The sequence below is a fragment of the Pseudomonas sp. S2_H01 genome (genome assembly GCF_054668305.1).
The window spans coordinates 3,381,174-3,398,680 of the sequence record NZ_CP162756.1 but is presented as its reverse complement, the minus strand read 5'-3'; the positions used below and the strand labels follow the sequence as shown (position 1 = coordinate 3,398,680).

The window sequence follows — 17,507 nt, the reverse complement described above, 5'->3', positions numbered from 1 at the left end:
ATGAGGGGGTACAGTCGGCACAGCTCTATCGCCTGGAAAGTTTTCGCGAATGAATTCGCTCCCACAGAGGTCGTGCTCAGCCCGCCACACCTTCAAACGCCCAAGAGCAAGCGTCAGACAGCAGAACGTTTAAAACTCCAGCGTCGTCGCCACGATCACCTGCCTCGAATCCCCCACCGACACGAAATAACGGCTCACTGCCGAGCTGTAGTAGGTGCGATCGAACAGGTTCTTCACGTTGAGCTGAACCTTCACGTTCTGGCCGTCCAGCTTCGTTTCATAGGTCGCGAAGGCATCGGCGACGGTGTAACCCGGCAGGTCGAAATCGTTGTCCGGGTCGCCCGCGCGCTCACCCACATAATGAGCACCCGCCCCCGCGCGCAATCGGTCAGAACCCAGCACCGCGCCGAAGTCATACACCGCTGACAGCGAACCGCTGTGCCGGGGTACATTCTGCAGCCGATTGCCCTTGAGCGTCGGGTCTTGCACCACCCAGGCATCGGTGAAGGCGTAACTGCCGATCAGGCTCCAGCGTTCCGACAGCTGCCCGCTCAGGTCCAGTTCTGCGCCGCGCGAACGCACGTCACCTGCGGTTGTGTAGACCGTATTGGCCGTGAGCGAATCGAAGTTGGCGACCAGTACGTTGCGCTTTTTGATGTCGAACAACGCCAGCGTCCCGCTGATTCGATCGTCCACATCCCATTTGGCGCCGAGCTCCCAGGCTTTCGATTCTTCCGGCAAGGTGGCCGAATCCAGCACCGTCCCACCCGCCAGCGTGGCGATGGTGGAGTTGGGTTTGAATGACTCGGTGTAACTGCCGTAGAACGACAGTTCATCGGTGTAGCGGTACACCAGGCCGGCGCGGGGAATCCATTTTTCACCGTTCAGGTCGGTGTTGCGCGTGAACGGAATGCCTTTACCCGCCTGCTGATCGAACTTCTCATAACGCCCACCGACGACCGCTATCCATTGATCGGTCAGGTGAACCGAGTCCTGGATGAACACGGAGTCGGTGCGCAGGATGTCCAGTTGGTTGCTGTCCGGTGCGCTGACTTGCGTGCCCTCCACTTCCTGACCATACACCGGGTCTACGTAACTGAAGGTGGTCAGGCTTTTTTGCCGAATCAGTTCGCCGCGATAGATCTTGCGGTACTCGTCGTCAAACCCGACCAGCAGATCGTGCTGCATCCCTGCGACACCGACGTGGCCGGCCAGGGTCAAGGTGGTGAAGCGGTCGGTGCTCAACGAATCGCGCGTGCCGTCCATGGAACGGGTCAGCGTGCCATTGGCCGGGTTCACTGCAGTCACGCGCACCTGACTGGCATCGTAGGTTTCACGGTTGTAGCTGTAGCCCAGATGGCCTTTCCAATTGTCGTCGAACGCGTGATCGGCCTCGAACCGATAAAGGTCCGAGCGACCTTCCATGTTGTTGAACGGCTCGTCCAGGCGACGGGTCGCGGGGATGTTCAACGGGTGGTTGGTGCGGGGGTCGATGGACGTTCCACGGTCGAAAGGCGACAGGAATTCTCGGTGCTCATAGGCCGCCAGCAGCTGAGTGCTGTCGCCGTACCAGGCCAGCGAAGGCGCCACCAATGTTTCGCGGTGCACGCCATAGTTACGCCAGTAATCTTCGTCCTCATGATCGAGCACCATGCGATAGGCCAGTGCTGAATCGCCGAAAGCGCCGGTGCTGTCCAGCGTTGCACCACCGCCATTCTTACCCGATTCATAGCGGGAGCCGCGCGCGGTCAACGCGTTGTACGCCTGCCGTTCAGGGCGTTTGCTGACGACGTTGATCACGCCGCCCGGGTCCTGAATGCCATACAGCACCGATGCCGGCCCCTTGAGCACTTCAACCCGCTCAGCCGTGGCATTGAGGTTGCGCCCCTGCACAACGGTCATTGTGTCACGCATGATCGAGCCGTCGCGGTTGTCGCCAAAACCGCGCTTCATCAGGGTGTCCTGCGTGCTGCCCAACGTGTTGCCCTGAGTCACGCCGCTGATGGTAGTGAGGGCATCGTCGAGGTTGCGCGGCGCTTGATCGCGAAGCACCTGAGCCGGAACCACGCTGACGGCTTGCGGGTTTTCCAGTCGAGGCGTGGAGGAGCGCATCACCGAGGTCGTGACGGGCGGTTGGTAAGTCGGCGGCGCAGTGCGCGGCGAGTCGATCTGCGTCACCCCTAGCGTGATCGCCCCTTCGCTCGATGCGGGTTCAAGGGTGAACGTGGTGTCGGTGGCGCGTCGAAACCTCAGACCGGACGTGCCCAGCAGCCGCTTCAATGCCTGTTCGGCGGTCAGCGATCCACTGACCGCCGGCGCATCGATGCTGTAAGGGGTGTCCTGGGTGTAAATCACGCCCTGTCCGGTTACCCGACTGAAATCGCTGAGGGCCTGAGGCAGAGGTTTGGCGGGAATCGAAAAGTCATAGGCAGGCTCCGCCCCCTGGGCGCACACGCTCCAGACAGTCAGCATGGAAATTCCGAACCAGACCTTCAATGTGCAAAACCTCGAGATTCGCCCCCGAAAATCTATCGGCGGACACGATTCCCGCAGGAGCCGGCTTGCTGGCAAAAGCGTCAGATCAGTTCCATTCATGTTGACTGACACAACGCCTTCGCGAGCAAGCTCGCTCCCACTGGGGATGTGCTGTTGCGCGATCAATCAGCGGATCACAATCACCCGCCCCAACGCCTCGTACTGCTCGAACCCGACCACCGACTTCAACGCAGCCAGCACGGCTAGCGGGTCCTTGCTGGGAAAGCTTCCACTGACGGTCTTCGCGGCCAACCTGTCGTTGAGCACGACGATGCGCCCGGGGTAATAACGGCTCAAATCGTCGATCACTTGCGCCAGTGGCGTTCGGTAATAATTGAGCCAGCCCTGACGCCAGGCCAGTTCGTTTTCAATGTCGACAACGCTCGGATCGCGGGTATGGGTCCGGTCATAACTGACCCGTTGTCCCGCTGTGAGAATCTGCTGCGGCTTGTCCGCATTCGCCTTGACGCCGACGCGCCCGGAGAGCACGGTCACCTGCGCCCCACCCGTTTGTAAACGGACTTCGAACTGCGTACCCAGCACTCGTGTTTCACCTTTTCCACCCTCGACCACGAATGGCTCGCCGGTGTGCGTGACCTGGAAGAATGCGGCGCCCCGACGCAATTCAACATGGCGCTCGCCCGGAGTGAAATGCACAGCGACGGCGCTGTCGGCATCCAGAGTGACCTGCGACCCATCGGCCAGCATCACGCTGCGGACCTGCCCCGGCGCCGAGACATAATCCGCACCGAAATCGTCGATCCAGCGCTGCGGCTGAACACCCAGGCCGACACTGACCATCAGCACCAGACAGGCCGCTATCGCCAGGCCCGCGCTCCAGCGCATCAGGGGCTGGCGGCTGCGACCTGCAGGACGCGGTGCGTCCATTGCCTTGAGCAACGCTTCAAGCGCGACGGCGTCTTCACCGGCCAGCTTCGCAGCGGGTGCTTCGGTCATCTCCCACATCACTTGAGCCTCGGCATACGCCTGCGCGTGGGCGGGATCGGCCTTCAGCCAGCGGCTGAAACGGGTCTGTTCGGCCACTGTCGGCTGATCATGCAGCACGCTCAGCCAGCTCAGGGCCGTTTCGTGGTGTTCAGGCGTAACGACGAGGGTTGTGTCCGAAGGCGCTTTCATCGACGCGCCTCCTCGGACTTCGTCCGGAGTGGGACCGCCTGCGCGGTGCCTTGACCCAGGCTCGCTTTGCAGGCTTGCAAGGCGCGCATCATGTGTTTTTCCACCGCGCTTTGCGAAAGTCCCATGACGGTGGCGATCTCGCCGTATTTGCGACCGTGGATGCGATTGAGCAAGAAGATCTGCCGCGTCTTTTCTGGCAATCCGCGCAATGCCGCTTCGATGTGTCGCAAATCAATACTGGCTTCCAGCGCGGCCTGCGGTACGTCGCTGCACAGTTCCGGCTCTTCAGGCATTAGCGCTTCATGAAGCCGGGCGCGGGTGCCCTCGTTACGCAGATGATCGATGGCGATGTTCCCCGCGCAACGCAGCAAGTAGGTGTTGAGCTCTTCCACCTGCACCAGCGGACGTCGCCAGAACCGAATGAACAGGTCCTGCACCAGATCGGCCGCCGTCGCACGGCACCCGACACGCCGACTCACCAGCGCTTCCATTTGCGGGCGCTGGGTCAGGAACACCTCAAGGAAGCGTGCGCGCGCAGCTGTCGGGGCGTTTTGATCGATCTCGGGTGAAACCGAATCGAGGGCGGGTGGCGGGAGATCAATCATGGCGCGATATTAATGATAAATATTCTCATGCGCAAAAGAATCTGACGGGAAACCCCCGTCGTTGCGGGCCAATCCCGCCTTTAGGTGGTTCTTCGCATCACAGGTGCCCCGCGTCCTTCAACGTGAAGATTGCGCACCGGAAATATTTTCTCGCATCTGGGGGTTGAATTGTTTCTTCATCGGCGCCAACACTGTGAATGAGGGCAGACGAAAACTTCAGTGTCGTCGAGACTCTCCCGAGCAAGCCAAAGTAAGGGAAGAACTATGCAAATCCAGGTCAACAGCGATAACCACATCGAAAGCAGCATCCGACTGGAGGAGTGGGTACGAACCACCGTTGAAAGCACGCTCGAACGCTACGAAGAAGACCTCACCCGCGTCGAAGTCCATATCCGCGATGAGAACGGCGATAAGCCCGGCCCGCATGACATCCGCTGCCAGATGGAAGCCCGGCCAAAAGGACACCAACCTATTTCCGTGACCCACAAGGCCGACTCGCTGGATCAGGCCGTGGACGGCGCCGCCGTGAAACTCGATCACGCGCTGGAACACCTGTTTGGCAAACTGCGCAGCAAACGCGGCGGAGTCACCACCCTCAGCAACGTTAAAGGCGACGACTCGGATAACCCCGACGCCCTGCTACAGGAAGAATTCCTGGAAAAAGACGAAGCCCTGCACGGTTAAGCCAGCGGCTTGAGACATTCAATCATTCAATAAACAAGGGCGGGCCTGTGGAGACAGGCCCGCCCTTTTTATTTTCAATTTGAAGCGCACACAAACCATGCAGACAGCGCCCTAATGGTGCCTGCGTGCAACTAGAACGGCACTTCGCTACTACTTACTCATTAGTTATAAAGAGTAAACCGCATCACACTTTCCGCGCTGAAAGGATTCATGGTCGCTTTAAAAGCCCCGCCCGTCCCGCATGGCCCGAACCCTGCAAGGGTCAAAACGTCGAGCCTTTAACCTCTGCAGACCACGCCCTTTCCGGCCCGATGGGCAGCTGACTCGCCAACACAGACGCAGTTTGTTTATACCGTTGATCCTGCGTCGAGAACTAAAAGGACAAACGTTCAGTCAATTCATGCAGATCGATAATCAGGTAACAGGCCATGGACAATCCTTTTCAACAGATCACCGATGCTTTTCACCCAGACTACCGGGTTAACCTGAGTATCCAGGGCCTCGACGGAACCATCATGCTGACACTTTCCAACGAGTCAGGTGTGGTCGCTAAACGTTTGATAAGCGCTGAACAACGTAATTCACCCAAGCGCCTGCGTCGCTTGATCGAGAGCGTCCAATTCGGCATCGCCATCGAACAAGGTCACAGCGCCATCAAGATCCTCGCCGCCATGACCGATGGCGACGTAAAACAATTGGCACCGCCGGCCGCCAATGCGTCAATGCTCAACCGTGCCAACCAGGCGATGGGCCTCTGATCGATGGCGCAAATCTTCTAATGGAGGCGAACATTTCCCGTCGCCTCCCCCTTCGCTCCTGCACTCCTGTCGCAATGCCGGTGATCGCTTCCCCGCGCTAACTTCCCGCCGATTCAGCCCTCAGACAGAAACGACCTGTTACAACAAATCTGTATCGAGCCAACACGCCCCGAGCAACGCAGAGGGTGGTGGCCGGATGTGGACATGTTGGAGGTAGCGGAATGTATCTACGGTATTTAGCGCTGGCTGGCGTTCTGGTGATGGCCACCGGCTGCGTGGAAGAAAGGGTTGTGCATGAGCGGCGCGGGCCGCCGCCGCGCGCCGAGTATGTCGAAGTCATCGCCCCGCAGGCGCCCCCGGAACGCATTATTGAAGAAGAACCGGCGCCGCGCCCCGGCTACATTTGGTCCCGCGGCTACTGGCGCTGGAACGGCAACCGCTATGTCCCGGTTCATGGTCACTGGGAAGCCGTGCGGCCTGGGTACCGCTACCAGCATCCGTACTGGGAAAACCGGGGCGACGGCTGGCATTACCATGTCGGGGTTTGGGTGAATTGATCACCTGATCATCATGCAGAAAGAAAAATGCCCCACATCGACGGGGCATTTTTCATTCAGGCCGGCAAAACGTCATTTATAACTCGCCCTTCTCGTCGATCACCGCCCCTTTCGTTTTGCCATGAGGGTCCGGGACCTTCACCGACGGAAATTGTGAGGAGGCGTAACGCACGACAAGGATCGCAAACGCCAGCAGCAAAATCGCACCACTGAGGTACACGACGCCCAGATCCGGCGGCGCATGGTGCGAAACGTCGGAGATGAGCAAGCGCGTCAACGCGGTGATTGCCACGTAAATCAGGAAGCGCACGGGCATGTGGTTGGTCTTGAAATAGATCCCGACCATCGCCCCCAACTCCAGGTAGATGAACAAGAGCAGGATGTCATCGACCGTGATGTGCCCTTTCTCCAGCATCCCCAGAAAGGCCATGACCGCGGCCCACGCGGTGACCGCGCCGATGGCGAACAGCGCCAGGTAATGGAAGGTCTCGACGAACAGATTGCCCAGTGACTCGGCACAGCTGTGTACCTGCTGACGAAGGGATTCGGCCCAGTTGATTTTCACGATGTACTTCCTTGAGTGATTCAGAGCAATGATGCCGCGCACGCATGAAGCTTTTGCTTGCGCAATTGGCCAAGCATTAAAGGGGCCATTGGCTACCCTTGAGAACGTGACCGGATGTCGCAAGGCGTTGTGGCGCTAAAAATGCGTATGAATTGCCACTACCCAAGCGGCATCGATTCCCTTATGCTGCGCACTGTATAAATAAACAGTACCCGCTTGAAGATTAACTATCGTGAAGGCATATGAGGTGGTAAATGGCCGTCGAAGTGGTATACCGCAGCAGCCGAGATCTGGAGCGTTTGTTCATGGATAAAGCCGAAGCTGACCGTCATGACAAGATGCTCGAACTCGCCGAGCTGCTGTCCAGCGTATTGAGTAAAGCCGTGCCGTCCCTGTCCGAAGCACAGGTCGAAGAGGCTGGCATCTACATGGCGAAGAACCGCGACGTCTTCGCCCGCGCGTTCAAGAACCAGCCCGATGCATTGAATGAATTGTTGAGTGATGCGGCGGAGTAACGCTGAAACCCCGTGTGGGAGCGAGCTTGCGCCCACACGTCTGTCTTCTCTCAGCAAGACCGTTTTAACTCACGTCCTCCACTTCCCGCTGCGCACCAATGCTGCCACAGCATCTGCAAACGCCTGCGGTGCTTCTTGCGGCAGGTTGTGGCCAACGTCAGGGATCTGCCGATGCTCCCGAGTACCGATGAAGTGCGCTGCCGATGAGGTGCCATCGGTGGCAGCGATCACGCCATCGGCCATGCCGTCCAGGGTAATGGTCTGGGCGCTGATCGGCGGGTTTTGAGCGAGCTTTTTTTCGATCTCTTCATAGTCGGCCGCACCGGGCGCCAGGCCCATGCGATGACGATAGGAATGAATGACCACGTCGACGTAATCCGGGTTGTCGAATGACGCCGCCGAGCGCTCGAACGTCGCGTCATCGAAACGCCAGGTCGGCGAATTGCTCTTCCACAAAAGGCGCGCCATTTCGTGTCGATTCGCTTGCAGTCCGGCGCGGCCACGCGCGGTCTGAAAATAATGCTGGTACCACAAACCCCATTCAACCTGTGCCGACAGCGGTTCGCTTGCCCTGGCAATGTCCTGAATCAGGTAGCTGTTGACCGAGACCAAACCCACGCACCTCGAAGGCTTCAACGCAGCGGCGACACACGCCGCACGACCACCCCAGCCAAACCCTGCGAACACCGCTTCCGGAATGTGCAACGCCGTGATCAAGTCCAGCACGTCCTGCCCGATCGCGGCTTGCTGACCGGAACGTGGCGTGTATTTATCCAGAAACGTCGTGCTGCCATGCCCGCGCAAATGCGGAACGATCACCCGCATACCCTGCGCGGCCAGGATCGGCGCCACCTCGACGTAGCTGTGAATGTCGTAGGGGAATCCGTGCAGGAGCACGACAGGGCGACCGTCTTCAGGACCTGCCTCGTAGTAACCGATGTCGAGCACATCGGTGGTGACCTGCTTGATCGGCCCCAGCGCGGCGGCCGTGCCGGAGGATTTCACCGCAGCCTTTTTTTCGACAGGCTCGTAGGCTGCCATCGCGGGGGTCAGATCACTGAGTGCAAACGCTGCAACGCCTGCCGCAGACGAGGTCAGAAAATGCCGACGGTTGAGGGTGAACGTGGACATTGTTTTCATTCCTCAGCCGCTTCGACATCAATGATCAGCTCACTGCCAAGCCAGCTCGCGAGTAACGCACCCGCCCTTGCCACGCCCTCCTGCTCACCCAGCCTAGCCACGAGCATCTCGCACAGGTCGATAAAGCTGCCGTTCTGCTGGAGCTGAACCAGTGCCAGGTACTCCACGGCGTCGACCTCTCGCAACCGGGACGTGAACCCTCGCCGCCAGACGATCAGGCCGCCCGCCTCTGCCAGCATTTCGCTGTCCGGTGGCGTACGCCCCTCACATAACGCCGACCAGACCGCTTCGACGTTGGTGGTCATGACATGAATCCGTAACGACGGCGTGAAGCGCAACCGGGCGTGGTCCCAGTCGACGGTCGCCAACGCATCGGGGGAAAGCGGCGCGGCATCTCTGGCCACGAACGCCTCACTCAAGGCCTGTTCGATCCAGGCGAGCTCGTGAATGTCAGGGTTTTCGGGAAAACGTCGACGCAGGGTCTCGCCGAAATGCTCGGCGTAGGCATCCAGCGTCCACGCGTAAGGTGGACAGTGGTCGATATGGTCGATGGCCGTATGACGGAACGCTTCCTCGCCCAGCCAGGTGCGCAATTGCGGGAAGGCATGTTCCAGGCAACTCACCAACTGTGCCCGGTAATTATTCTGATACACCGCAAGGCCTGCGGCGGCGTGAACACTCAAACGGTCGGCCGCGTCTTCGGATGCATCGACCAGCCATGACTGAAAATCACGCTGCATCTCGGCGAGGGTCATGCGGCTTCTCCTGCGCGGCGTGTCGTTTCGGAAGCGCCCAACGCACGGGCGATGGACAACTCCTGCAGCAGTTCGCCGAGGGGCGGAATATCGTCGTCGCGTTCGATCATGGTGGCGACCGGACCGAGCAACGAAATGGCTTTGGCGTAAAGGTCCCAGACGTCGGTGCACACCGGGCTGTCGTGGGTGTCGATCAACAGATCGGGCCCCTGACTGTGTCCCGCGAGGTGGATCTGACGCACGCGTTCAGCCGGAATACCATCGAGAAACGCCAACGGGTCGAAGCCATGATTACAGGCACTGACGTAGACGTTATTGACGTCGAGCAGCAATTCGCAACCGGTGCGTCGGGACATCTCGGCGATGAATTCCCACTCGGTCATGGCGGCGTCCGGAAAGCTCAGGTAGCTGGAGGGGTTCTCGAACAGCATGGTCCGACCCAACACGTCTTGAGCGTGATGAATATTGGCGCACACCCGCTCCAGCGCCTCCTGTGTGTACGGCACTGGCAGCAGGTCGTGGGAGTTGAAGCCGCCGATGCGCGACCAGCTCAGATGATCGGAAACGAACAACGGTTCGATTTCGTCGACCAGGCTTTTCAGGCGCTTGAGGTAATCAGGGTTAAGGCCGTCCGCCGAGCCGATCGACATGGACACACCGTGCAACACCACCGGATGACGCTCACGCATTTGACGCAGAATGTTGCGCGGCTGTCCGCCCTCGACCATGAAGTTTTCCGAGATGACCTCGACGAAATCTACCGGAACCTGAGTCTCCAGGAAGTCACGGTAGTGCTCGCGACGCAGGCCCAGCCCGTATCCTGAAAAGAAAGCTGACATGATGCGTACCCCGTAGAAAGGATTGCTACGACGCCTTAACGAGCCACTCAACCGGGCTCTGTTTAGCGCCTTTCGGTGTACAGATTTAAACGTCCCGCTGTATCCCCTCTGTGTCCCGCGAGGCCCGCAAAATCAAGCCCGTGTATCCAGCGACAGTCCGTACACAGTGCGGTACAAATTCGGGGCGAATGCGCCAGCTCATAAAACCAACGGGCCCGTTTTGCGGTCGCTCCGCGCTAAATCGCTGGCAAGCCGGGCTCCCACCCCCTCCGGGGAGAAGTCGGCATGCATGTCGACATAGAGTATTTGAGTCTTACCGAAGGCCGTGGGCGTTGAGCTGGCTGACGAATGCAGTGTGACCGCCGAAAGGAAGGGGTCGGTCTGGCCAAAAACGTACATCAGCAAACTCAACCCCACAGGGTTTGAACACTGACGATCAGAGATGATATTTCTCGCGCACCAGATGACCGATGCCCATACGATCCAGAATTGGCATCGGGCACAGAAACGTGACGCGTACAGTCCCAGGCAAGCGACTGATCTCAATGGACCCCGCAATGGTCGCGCGGTTGCGCACTTCGTCGTATGAAAGACCGGTCACAGCCGCAGCACGACTCAGCCCGTTTTCAGTGGCGACGTTAAGGTTTTCACCGCTCCCCAGAAAAGTGATCGGACCGTTTTCTTCGATCTCGGTCTGCCCCCAGCGTGCGCCTAACGCCTGCACCTTGCGCCGCTGTTCGGGGGACATGGGTCTGGCCATCGGTGGCAGGTCATCGAAATTCTGCAGCAGGATCGGCCCTTCGATGGTGAGGTTCTTGATCACCTCGACGGTCAGTTCCGTTTCGCCCGAGACATCGGTGGCGTGCCCGGCGATTTCACCGTTGCCTTGCTGGGCATGCATGTCACCCATGTATACCCCGGCGCCTGGCACCTTGACCGGGCAGATCAGGATGCAGCCCTCACGCACCGAGTTTGTGTCCATGTGGCCATCGGTCTTCGCTGCATGCAGTTCATCACGGGTCATGCCGAAGCGATGCGGTGCGTCGATCAGGTACTGACCGAAATCGGCGCAGTTGTGGGAGTCCGGCAAATCGCGCGCTGGCGTGGTACCAATGTTGCCGAGAAACGGGCGCATGTGCGCGGCAACGCCTGGCATGTCGGCGCGAGCCAGCGACAGGATCGAATGCTGTTCGGCGAGTTCGGGCAAGGCCGACATTTGAGATGCATTGCCCGCCAGGCGGTTGGCGATCTCCTGACTGACCGTCAGGCTGACCTGGTTTTCCGGATCCAGCACGATCACGTAACCATTGCTGAAGCGAAACGCGTTGACCTCGGCGCCGCAGTTGTCGCAGCGGATGGCGTCTTCACCCACGCCTTCGACATGACTCGCCGGGTGTTCGGTGCCGCAGTCGGAACAGAATTTAGAGACAAAAGGATCACCGTGATAGCGTCCCACGACAAAGCTCATGACCCCCGATGATGTCGCGATGGACGTCACGCGCATCCGGGTAATCTTCAGTGCCACGGCATCACCGACTTCAGCGCCGACAATCGCAACGGGTTCGGTGACCTCATGACCACCCTGAAACGCAGGTGTGATCATCGGTCCCCAGCATCCCGGCGGGGTACCGGTGATAAGGGTGCCACCGTCGGACAGCGGGCCCAGCATCGGCTGACTCGGGCCGATGATGCCATGGGTGTAACGATTTACGGTCAAGCGATCGACGGGAGTCTTCCCGATGATCGATTCAGGCTGGGCAGTCTTCAATGGTCGATCCTCCGCGTTGTACAAGCCGCAGCCGCCACCAACGACGGCAGATAAAAAGCAAAAAGCCCGTCGCACTGGACGGGCTCTGTCACCCGCCTTATTTAGGCTCGGTCAGGGTGCCACCGGCTTTCAGGCATTCGGAGGGAGTCTTGACGATCACGCCTTGGCCCTTGCAGCTGTTCAGGCCTTTGCAGTCATTCTTGGCAGTCGCGCACAGGCTTTCACCTTTGCAACCGTTGACGCCGTAGCAACGGCCTGGCTTTTCGGCGCTTGCATCGGCAGCCGATGCGCCGACGCTGAAGGAAGCCGATGCCAAGGCAAGCAGAGCGGCGGCGGTGGCGATGCTGAAGCGGGATTTGTTCGAAGCGATCATGGTGTTCTCCAATTGCGGTCGGGATAAATCAATAAAGGGGTGCTGAATCGGTGGCGTAAACGTCACTTGACGGCCAGCGCGGCGTCTTCGATCACCTGAGCGACGGCTTCAGGCTGCGAGATGTAAACGGAGTGGCTGGCCTTGATTTCGGTGACCTTGGAACCGGCGCGCTTGTACATCCAGCGCTGCAGATCGGGGCTCAGGGCGCGGTCATCTGTGGCGACGATTGCGTAGGTCGGCTTGTTGTGCCAGGCCGCGGCCCAGGCTTGCGCACCAAAGGTGGCAGCGGTCGCAGCAGGTTGCGAAGCGGCCATGAAATCGGTGCGGTTGGTGGTCAGGTCCGCCGCGAAGTCGGCATTGAATTTGGTGCGATCAAAGAACAGATGACCGTCGCGAGTGGGTCGCACGTCATCGCTTGGCGCAGGCATCGAGGCGATCAACTGCCCCATGCTCTCGCCCACTTCGGGTTGCAAAGCAGCCACGTAGACCAGCGCTTTGACCTTGTCACGGATGCCGGCGGCGCTGATCACACCACCGCCAGAGCTGTGACCGACCAGCACCACCGGGCCGACCTGCTGGTCGAGAATTTCGCGGGTGGCAGCAATGTCTTCGTCCAGGTTGGTCGCAGGCTGCTGCACCACGGTGACCTTGTAGCCCTTGTGTATCAGGATGTCGTGCACGACTCGCCAGCCCGAACCGTCAACGAAAGAACCGTGAACGATCACGATGTTTTTCGCGCCCGTCGGTGCGACGGGTGCAGCAGCGGGTGTCGCCGCAGAGACGAAAAACGGAGCGGCCACGGCCATGACGCCGAGGGCGAGTTTGGAAATTGTACGCATGGTGACTCTCCGGGGGCCTGTTCAGCCCCGCTCAGGTTTCAGTTTTTTGTGTTGCGAACTCAATGGCGGGCGGCGCGAGACCGTCCGAAAAACAGGTGATCCAACGACCATCGTCCGGCGCCATACACCACCAGCGGCAGAAGTAATCCGGCCCACGTCAGGTGAGTTGGCCAGGCGTCCGGGTAAACGAAAATCTCGATCACCGCCGTCATGCCCAACAGCGCAGCGGCAGCCGGTCGTGTCAGCAAGCCAAGCACCAGCAGAATCGGAAACAGATGCTCGGCATAGGTCGCCAGGTGTGCCGCCAGATCAGTCGGGATCAACGGCAGCGCGTATTCGTACTGGAACAGCTGAAACGTCGAGGGCTTGATGGTCAGCAGACCGGTTACTTTCGTACGGCCCGACAGGAAGAACACCGACGCAATGCCGACCCGGGCGATCAACAGCAACGCACTGGGCATGGCGGCCCGCAGCGTCGGCGCCAGAATCGAACCGCGCATCACTTCTGTTCCGTCAACGAGCCAAAGCCCTTGGGCGTCTTGATCGTGGTGCACGTGCCTTTGTCGACCAGCACCCAGGCATCGCCCTGATAGTCCGCGACCGCAGTGGCGGCGCACGACGTGCCCGGGCCGGCAGCGCAGTCGTTCTGACCGGCGAGGGACACGCCGTAGCATTTCTCTTTCGGGCTGGCCTGATCGGCGGCGGAAGCGGTGCCGGCCAGAGCGGTCAGCGACAACGCGAGTGTGGCGGCAAGGGCGGCGTATTTAGTGTTCATGGTCATCTCCAAAACGTTAGGGACTGGGCCGAGTCCGGCATCCTTCTTGGGTTTCAACGTTGAAACCGGCGACGCCTTTCGGTGAGGAGATTTAATCGCGGGCCTGTATCTCGACTGTGTCGCCCGGCGCGCTGAAGCCTGAGCAGATGTATCTGCCGGGCATGGGTATACAGTCCGATACAAAGCCAGATGGAATAAAACCGACGTTGAGAAATGTTCGCGTAACGGGAGGGGAGGTAAATCACTGTAGGAGCGCGCTTGCCGTGATTGCCATCTGCCTGAGCCACATCTATTGACTGACACACTGCAATCGTCCGGATGCGGCCCAGACCAAGCGCGCTCCTACAAGGGTTCGCGATGCGCAATACGTGCGCGCCGCGCCTACAAGGGTTCGCGGTGCGCAGTACGTGCGCGGTACTTATGGCTACTCCGGCTTCTCCAATTCATCCACCAACGCCCTGAAAAACCGTGCCGCCTCTCCCCCGGTCACTGCGCGGTGATCGAAAGTCAGCGACAGCGGCAGGATCGGGTGAATCACCACCTGCCCGTCCATCGCCACCGGCTCTTCACGAATGCCACCCGCGCCGATGATCGCTACCTGCGGGGGCACGACGACCGGATTGGCGTAACGGCCAAACAGCGTGCCGAAGTTGGACAGGGTGATCGTCGCACCCATCATTTCCCGCGGCGGAATCGAGCGGGCCTTGACGTCCGCCCGCAGGCGATTCATGCCCTCTTTCAGGTCCGCCGACTGACGATTGCCGACATCGCGCAGCACCGGCACGAACAAGCCGTCGGGCGTGTCCACGGCAATCCCCAGGTCGAGGTTGTCGTGATGCTTGATCGAGAGTGATTTGCCGTCGAACCAGCTGTTCAGCACCGGTTCCACCTTGCACGCCGCCGCCATCGCTTTGCCGATACGAATCAACGGATCGCGCGCTGAACCCCAGCGATGCAGATCGGCGTCGCCGAAAATCGTCACTGGCACCACTTCGGCGTGGGACTTGGCCATGTTCAGCGCCATGCTGCGCCGCACGCCGCGCAGTTTTTCGCCGCCAAACCTGTCGCGCTCCGCCTGGGAAGCGTTTTCCACATCGGCGCGGGTGATCAGACCGTCGCTGCCCGAGCCGCTCAGCGCATTGAGGTCCACGCCCAGTTGTCGCGCCAGCTGACGCACCGCCGGTGTGGCGCGGGTCGACATGTGCTCGCGGGTCGAAGGCGCAGCGCCGACGAAGAATTGATCGTCCTGGCTGTTTCCCCCGCCCTCCAGACGGCCGACCACCGTGCCCGCATCGCCCTCGCCTTCGAACGCCATCAGCGGCTCACCGACATGCAGGATGTCGCCATCGCCGCCATAGACCTTCGCCACCACACCGTCATACGGCGCTGGGATGTCGACGATGGCTTTAGCGGTTTCGACAGACACCACGAGCTGATCGGCTTTCACCGTGTCCCCGGCCTTGACGTGCCACTGGACGATTTCCGCTTCCTGCAACCCTTCGCCCAGATCGGGCAGTTTGAAATATTTCATCGCAAGCCTCCTCGGCCGTCAGGCGAAATTCAGGGCACTGTCGCAGGCGTGAAGAATGTCTTCGACGCTGGGGATATACAGCTGCTCCAACCGGTAAAGCGGCGGCGGAATGTCCGGCGCAGTGACCCGTTGAATCGGCGCCTGCAAGTCCAGAAAGACACGCTCATAAAGGCTCGCGGCAATGTCCCCGCCCAGCCCACCCGAACGGGGCGCTTCGTGGACGATCACGCAGCGGCCGGTTTTTCGCACCGAGGCCTCCAGCGTGTCGAGGTCCAGCGGTTTGACACACGCCACGTCGATCACCTCCGCCGATACACCCTGTTCGGCCAGAGCATTTGCGGCCAGCAGGGTTTCGTGGACGCTCGCCCCCCAACTGATGAGCGTGATGTCGCTGCCTTCACGCAGGGTGAAACAGGTGTCCAGCGGCAGGCGCTTGCCATCATCGACCAGCGTCTGCGGATTCATGCGGTAAAGCCTTGTGGGCTCCAGAAAGATCACCGGGTCAGGATCGTCGATGGCCGCGAGCAACAAGCCGTAAGCGCGGGCGGGCGACGACGGGATGACGACGCGCAAGCCCGGCACGTGGGCGAACATCGCCTCGGTGCTTTCGCTGTGGTGCTCCGGCGCACGAATCCCCGCGCCCATTGGGGAGCGCATGACCATGGGGCAACTCAGCCGACCGCGCGTGCGGTTACGCATGCGCGAGGCATGGGAAACCAGATGCTCCATGGCCGCATAGATGAAGCCCATGAACTGGATTTCCACCACGGGTTTGAGCCCTTGTGCAGCCATGCCGACGACCAGTCCGCCCAGCATGGTTTCCGCCAGCGGCGAGTCGATCACACGCTTGAAGCCGAAGGCATCGCGCAAGCCTTGCGTCGCCCGGAACACGCCACCGTTGACGCCGACGTCTTCACCCAGCACGACGACGTTTTCGTCTTCGCTCATGGCCCGGTGCATCGCCAGGTTCACCGCCTCCAGCAGGCTCAGCTTTTTATCTGCTGTGGGAATGTCATTCGCCATGACCGGCACCTCCATGACGACGCGCCACGCGCTCAAGGAACCACTCACGCTGATCGGCCAACGGTGCCGGCCACTTCGCGTACACGTGATCCATCACCGATTCGGGCGCCTGATTGCCTGCGCTTTCGAAGTTATCCACAGACTGCTGAACCAGACCCTGGCATTCGGCGATCAGCGCCTGTTCGCGGTTTTCGTCCCAAACGCCCTGACTGGCCATGAACGACTGCAGACGTTTGATCGGTTCTTCCTGCCACGCCTGCTTCACTTCTTCGGCCGCCCGGTAGCGCGTGGCATCGTCGGCGGTGGTGTGATCGCCCAAGCGATAACTCAGGCACTCCAGCAGAACCGGCCCCTTGCCCTTGCGTGCGCGTTCCAGCGCAATCTGCATGCGGTCGTAGACGGCGAGGATGTCGTTACCGTCCACCTGCTCGCCATGAAAGCCGGCGCCAATGGCCTTTTGCGCCAGCGTCGGCGCGCCGCACTGAATACGCCGAGGCACGGAAATGGCCCACTGGTTATTGTTGATGACGAACACCACCGGCAATTGCCAGGCGCCGGCCACGTTCAACGCTTCAAGAAAGTCGCCCTTGCTGGTGGCGCCATCCCCGCACGTGGTCACGGCCACGCGGTGCTCACCGCGAATCTTGAACGCGCTGGCCACACCACAGGCATGCAGCGCCTGGGTCGCAATCGGGACACAGAGCGGAAAGTCCTGCGCCACGGTCGGTTCGGCGTAATCGCTGCCGCGCTCATCGCCGCCCCAATACAGCAGGATTTCCTCCATACGCACGCCACGCATCAACTGCACGGCGGTGTCGCGGTAATAAGGGATCAAGACGTCTTCGGGGTGCATCAGGCTGCCGATGGCAACACCGATCGCTTCCTGGCCCAACGTTGGGGCGTATGTCCCGATGCGTCCGGTGCGCTGCAATGCGACGGCCTTCTGGTCGAAGAGTCGGGTCAGCACCATTTGGCGATAGAGACGGGTGAGCAGGTTGAAGTCATCAGCCCAGGGAGGAAGTTCTCCGGTCAGACGACCGTCGGGGGACAGATAACGGGTGTACGCAAGATCGATCTTGTCATTGGTCATTGCACACTCCTGAGCACG

Annotated in this window: 19 protein-coding genes; 4 read left to right on the top strand and 15 right to left on the bottom strand. The window is 60.3% G+C overall.

The window, feature by feature from the left end; genetic code table 11:
* Positions 1-129: 129 nt before the first annotated feature.
* The 3 genes from AB4N84_RS15240 to AB4N84_RS15230 form a co-directional block, all read right to left on the bottom strand.
* A complete protein-coding gene (locus AB4N84_RS15240) occupies positions 130-2,472 on the bottom strand; it encodes a TonB-dependent siderophore receptor (RefSeq protein WP_460042080.1) in 2,343 nt (780 codons plus the stop codon).
* Between the two features lie 189 nt (positions 2,473-2,661).
* Positions 2,662-3,672: a FecR family protein gene (locus tag AB4N84_RS15235; RefSeq protein ID WP_460042079.1), complete on the bottom strand. Its 1,011-nt coding sequence runs from the start codon at positions 3,670-3,672 to the stop codon at positions 2,662-2,664.
* Positions 3,669-4,277, bottom strand: coding sequence for an RNA polymerase sigma factor (locus AB4N84_RS15230; protein WP_460042078.1), 609 nt, complete (start codon positions 4,275-4,277; stop codon positions 3,669-3,671). The genes AB4N84_RS15235 and AB4N84_RS15230 overlap by 4 nt, the downstream gene beginning before the upstream one ends.
* 264 nt (positions 4,278-4,541) lie before the next feature.
* On the opposite strand from AB4N84_RS15230, the gene AB4N84_RS15225 reads away from it, so the two are divergent.
* From AB4N84_RS15225 to AB4N84_RS15215, 3 genes are all read left to right on the top strand, one after another.
* Positions 4,542-4,961, top strand: a complete 420-nt coding sequence (locus AB4N84_RS15225; RefSeq protein WP_074753655.1) for an HPF/RaiA family ribosome-associated protein — start codon at positions 4,542-4,544, stop codon at positions 4,959-4,961.
* Positions 4,962-5,389: 428 nt separating this feature from the next.
* Positions 5,390-5,719: a DUF3509 domain-containing protein gene (locus AB4N84_RS15220; RefSeq protein WP_460042077.1), complete on the top strand. Its 330-nt coding sequence runs from the start codon at positions 5,390-5,392 to the stop codon at positions 5,717-5,719.
* 221 nt (positions 5,720-5,940) lie between these two features.
* Positions 5,941-6,276, top strand: a complete 336-nt coding sequence (locus AB4N84_RS15215) for a YXWGXW repeat-containing protein (protein ID WP_346832612.1) — start codon at positions 5,941-5,943, stop codon at positions 6,274-6,276.
* Positions 6,277-6,352: 76 nt separating this feature from the next.
* Here AB4N84_RS15215 and AB4N84_RS15210 read toward each other — a convergent pair whose 3' ends face one another.
* A complete protein-coding gene (locus tag AB4N84_RS15210) occupies positions 6,353-6,841 on the bottom strand; it encodes a phosphate-starvation-inducible protein PsiE (protein ID WP_074753649.1) in 489 nt (162 codons plus the stop codon).
* A gap of 254 nt (positions 6,842-7,095) precedes the next feature.
* Here AB4N84_RS15210 and AB4N84_RS15205 point away from each other — a divergent pair, with 254 nt between their 5' ends.
* Positions 7,096-7,356 carry a YebG family protein gene (locus AB4N84_RS15205; protein ID WP_074753647.1) on the top strand — a complete coding sequence of 87 codons (261 nt, stop codon included), beginning with the start codon at positions 7,096-7,098 and terminating at the stop codon, positions 7,354-7,356.
* Positions 7,357-7,425: 69 nt separating this feature from the next.
* Here AB4N84_RS15205 and AB4N84_RS15200 read toward each other — a convergent pair whose 3' ends face one another.
* The 11 genes from AB4N84_RS15200 to pdhA all read right to left on the bottom strand — a co-directional run bounded on the left by AB4N84_RS15200 (position 7,426) and on the right by pdhA (position 17,489).
* Complete coding sequence (locus AB4N84_RS15200) at positions 7,426-8,487, bottom strand: alpha/beta fold hydrolase (RefSeq protein WP_460042076.1); 1,062 nt, start codon at positions 8,485-8,487, stop codon at positions 7,426-7,428.
* 5 nt (positions 8,488-8,492) lie between these two features.
* Positions 8,493-9,251, bottom strand: coding sequence for an HvfC/BufC family peptide modification chaperone (locus tag AB4N84_RS15195; protein WP_460042074.1), 759 nt, complete (start codon positions 9,249-9,251; stop codon positions 8,493-8,495).
* Positions 9,248-10,090 carry an MNIO family bufferin maturase gene (gene bufB / locus AB4N84_RS15190; RefSeq protein ID WP_460042073.1) on the bottom strand — a complete coding sequence of 281 codons (843 nt, stop codon included), beginning with the start codon at positions 10,088-10,090 and terminating at the stop codon, positions 9,248-9,250. Before bufB ends, AB4N84_RS15195 begins: the two co-directional genes overlap by 4 nt.
* A gap of 436 nt (positions 10,091-10,526) precedes the next feature.
* Positions 10,527-11,858 carry an acetamidase/formamidase family protein gene (locus AB4N84_RS15185; RefSeq protein WP_460042072.1) on the bottom strand — a complete coding sequence of 444 codons (1,332 nt, stop codon included), beginning with the start codon at positions 11,856-11,858 and terminating at the stop codon, positions 10,527-10,529.
* Positions 11,859-11,955: 97 nt separating this feature from the next.
* A complete protein-coding gene (bufA2, locus tag AB4N84_RS15180; RefSeq protein ID WP_074753637.1) occupies positions 11,956-12,231 on the bottom strand; it encodes a BufA2 family periplasmic bufferin-type metallophore in 276 nt (91 codons plus the stop codon).
* A gap of 62 nt (positions 12,232-12,293) precedes the next feature.
* A complete protein-coding gene (locus tag AB4N84_RS15175; protein ID WP_460042071.1) occupies positions 12,294-13,070 on the bottom strand; it encodes an alpha/beta fold hydrolase in 777 nt (258 codons plus the stop codon).
* A 59-nt stretch (positions 13,071-13,129) separates the two neighbouring features.
* Positions 13,130-13,570, bottom strand: a complete 441-nt coding sequence (locus AB4N84_RS15170) for a DoxX family protein (protein WP_460042070.1) — start codon at positions 13,568-13,570, stop codon at positions 13,130-13,132.
* Entirely contained in the window at positions 13,570-13,845 is a 276-nt protein-coding gene (locus AB4N84_RS15165; RefSeq protein WP_074753949.1) for a BufA1 family periplasmic bufferin-type metallophore, read from the bottom strand. The genes AB4N84_RS15170 and AB4N84_RS15165 overlap by 1 nt, the downstream gene beginning before the upstream one ends.
* Before the next feature lie 424 nt (positions 13,846-14,269).
* On the bottom strand, positions 14,270-15,376 hold the full coding sequence (locus AB4N84_RS15160) for a dihydrolipoamide acetyltransferase family protein (protein WP_460042069.1): 1,107 nt from the start codon (positions 15,374-15,376) through the stop codon (positions 14,270-14,272).
* Between the two features lie 18 nt (positions 15,377-15,394).
* Positions 15,395-16,399 carry an alpha-ketoacid dehydrogenase subunit beta gene (locus tag AB4N84_RS15155; RefSeq protein WP_460042068.1) on the bottom strand — a complete coding sequence of 335 codons (1,005 nt, stop codon included), beginning with the start codon at positions 16,397-16,399 and terminating at the stop codon, positions 15,395-15,397.
* Positions 16,389-17,489 (bottom strand): pyruvate dehydrogenase (acetyl-transferring) E1 component subunit alpha, encoded by a 1,101-nt coding sequence (pdhA, locus tag AB4N84_RS15150; protein ID WP_460042067.1) that lies wholly within the window; start codon positions 17,487-17,489, stop codon positions 16,389-16,391. Before pdhA ends, AB4N84_RS15155 begins: the two co-directional genes overlap by 11 nt.
* Between the last annotated feature and the right edge of the window lie 18 nt (positions 17,490-17,507).

Coding starts and splice junctions, on each gene's coding strand:
- AB4N84_RS15165 (WP_074753949.1), bottom strand. CDS start 13,845: ATGAACACTAAATACGCCGCCCTTGCCGCCACACTCGCGTTGTCGCTG.
- AB4N84_RS15220 (WP_460042077.1), top strand. CDS start 5,390: ATGGACAATCCTTTTCAACAGATCACCGATGCTTTTCACCCAGACTAC.
- AB4N84_RS15230 (WP_460042078.1), bottom strand. CDS start 4,277: ATGATTGATCTCCCGCCACCCGCCCTCGATTCGGTTTCACCCGAGATC.
- pdhA (WP_460042067.1), bottom strand. CDS start 17,489: ATGACCAATGACAAGATCGATCTTGCGTACACCCGTTATCTGTCCCCC.
- AB4N84_RS15200 (WP_460042076.1), bottom strand. CDS start 8,487: ATGTCCACGTTCACCCTCAACCGTCGGCATTTTCTGACCTCGTCTGCG.
- AB4N84_RS15225 (WP_074753655.1), top strand. CDS start 4,542: ATGCAAATCCAGGTCAACAGCGATAACCACATCGAAAGCAGCATCCGA.
- AB4N84_RS15205 (WP_074753647.1), top strand. CDS start 7,096: ATGGCCGTCGAAGTGGTATACCGCAGCAGCCGAGATCTGGAGCGTTTG.
- AB4N84_RS15195 (WP_460042074.1), bottom strand. CDS start 9,251: ATGACCCTCGCCGAGATGCAGCGTGATTTTCAGTCATGGCTGGTCGAT.
- AB4N84_RS15240 (WP_460042080.1), bottom strand. CDS start 2,472: ATGCTGACTGTCTGGAGCGTGTGCGCCCAGGGGGCGGAGCCTGCCTAT.
- AB4N84_RS15160 (WP_460042069.1), bottom strand. CDS start 15,376: ATGAAATATTTCAAACTGCCCGATCTGGGCGAAGGGTTGCAGGAAGCG.
- bufB (WP_460042073.1), bottom strand. CDS start 10,090: ATGTCAGCTTTCTTTTCAGGATACGGGCTGGGCCTGCGTCGCGAGCAC.
- AB4N84_RS15170 (WP_460042070.1), bottom strand. CDS start 13,570: ATGCGCGGTTCGATTCTGGCGCCGACGCTGCGGGCCGCCATGCCCAGT.
- AB4N84_RS15215 (WP_346832612.1), top strand. CDS start 5,941: ATGTATCTACGGTATTTAGCGCTGGCTGGCGTTCTGGTGATGGCCACC.
- AB4N84_RS15235 (WP_460042079.1), bottom strand. CDS start 3,672: ATGAAAGCGCCTTCGGACACAACCCTCGTCGTTACGCCTGAACACCAC.
- AB4N84_RS15175 (WP_460042071.1), bottom strand. CDS start 13,070: ATGCGTACAATTTCCAAACTCGCCCTCGGCGTCATGGCCGTGGCCGCT.
- bufA2 (WP_074753637.1), bottom strand. CDS start 12,231: ATGATCGCTTCGAACAAATCCCGCTTCAGCATCGCCACCGCCGCCGCT.
- AB4N84_RS15155 (WP_460042068.1), bottom strand. CDS start 16,399: ATGGCGAATGACATTCCCACAGCAGATAAAAAGCTGAGCCTGCTGGAG.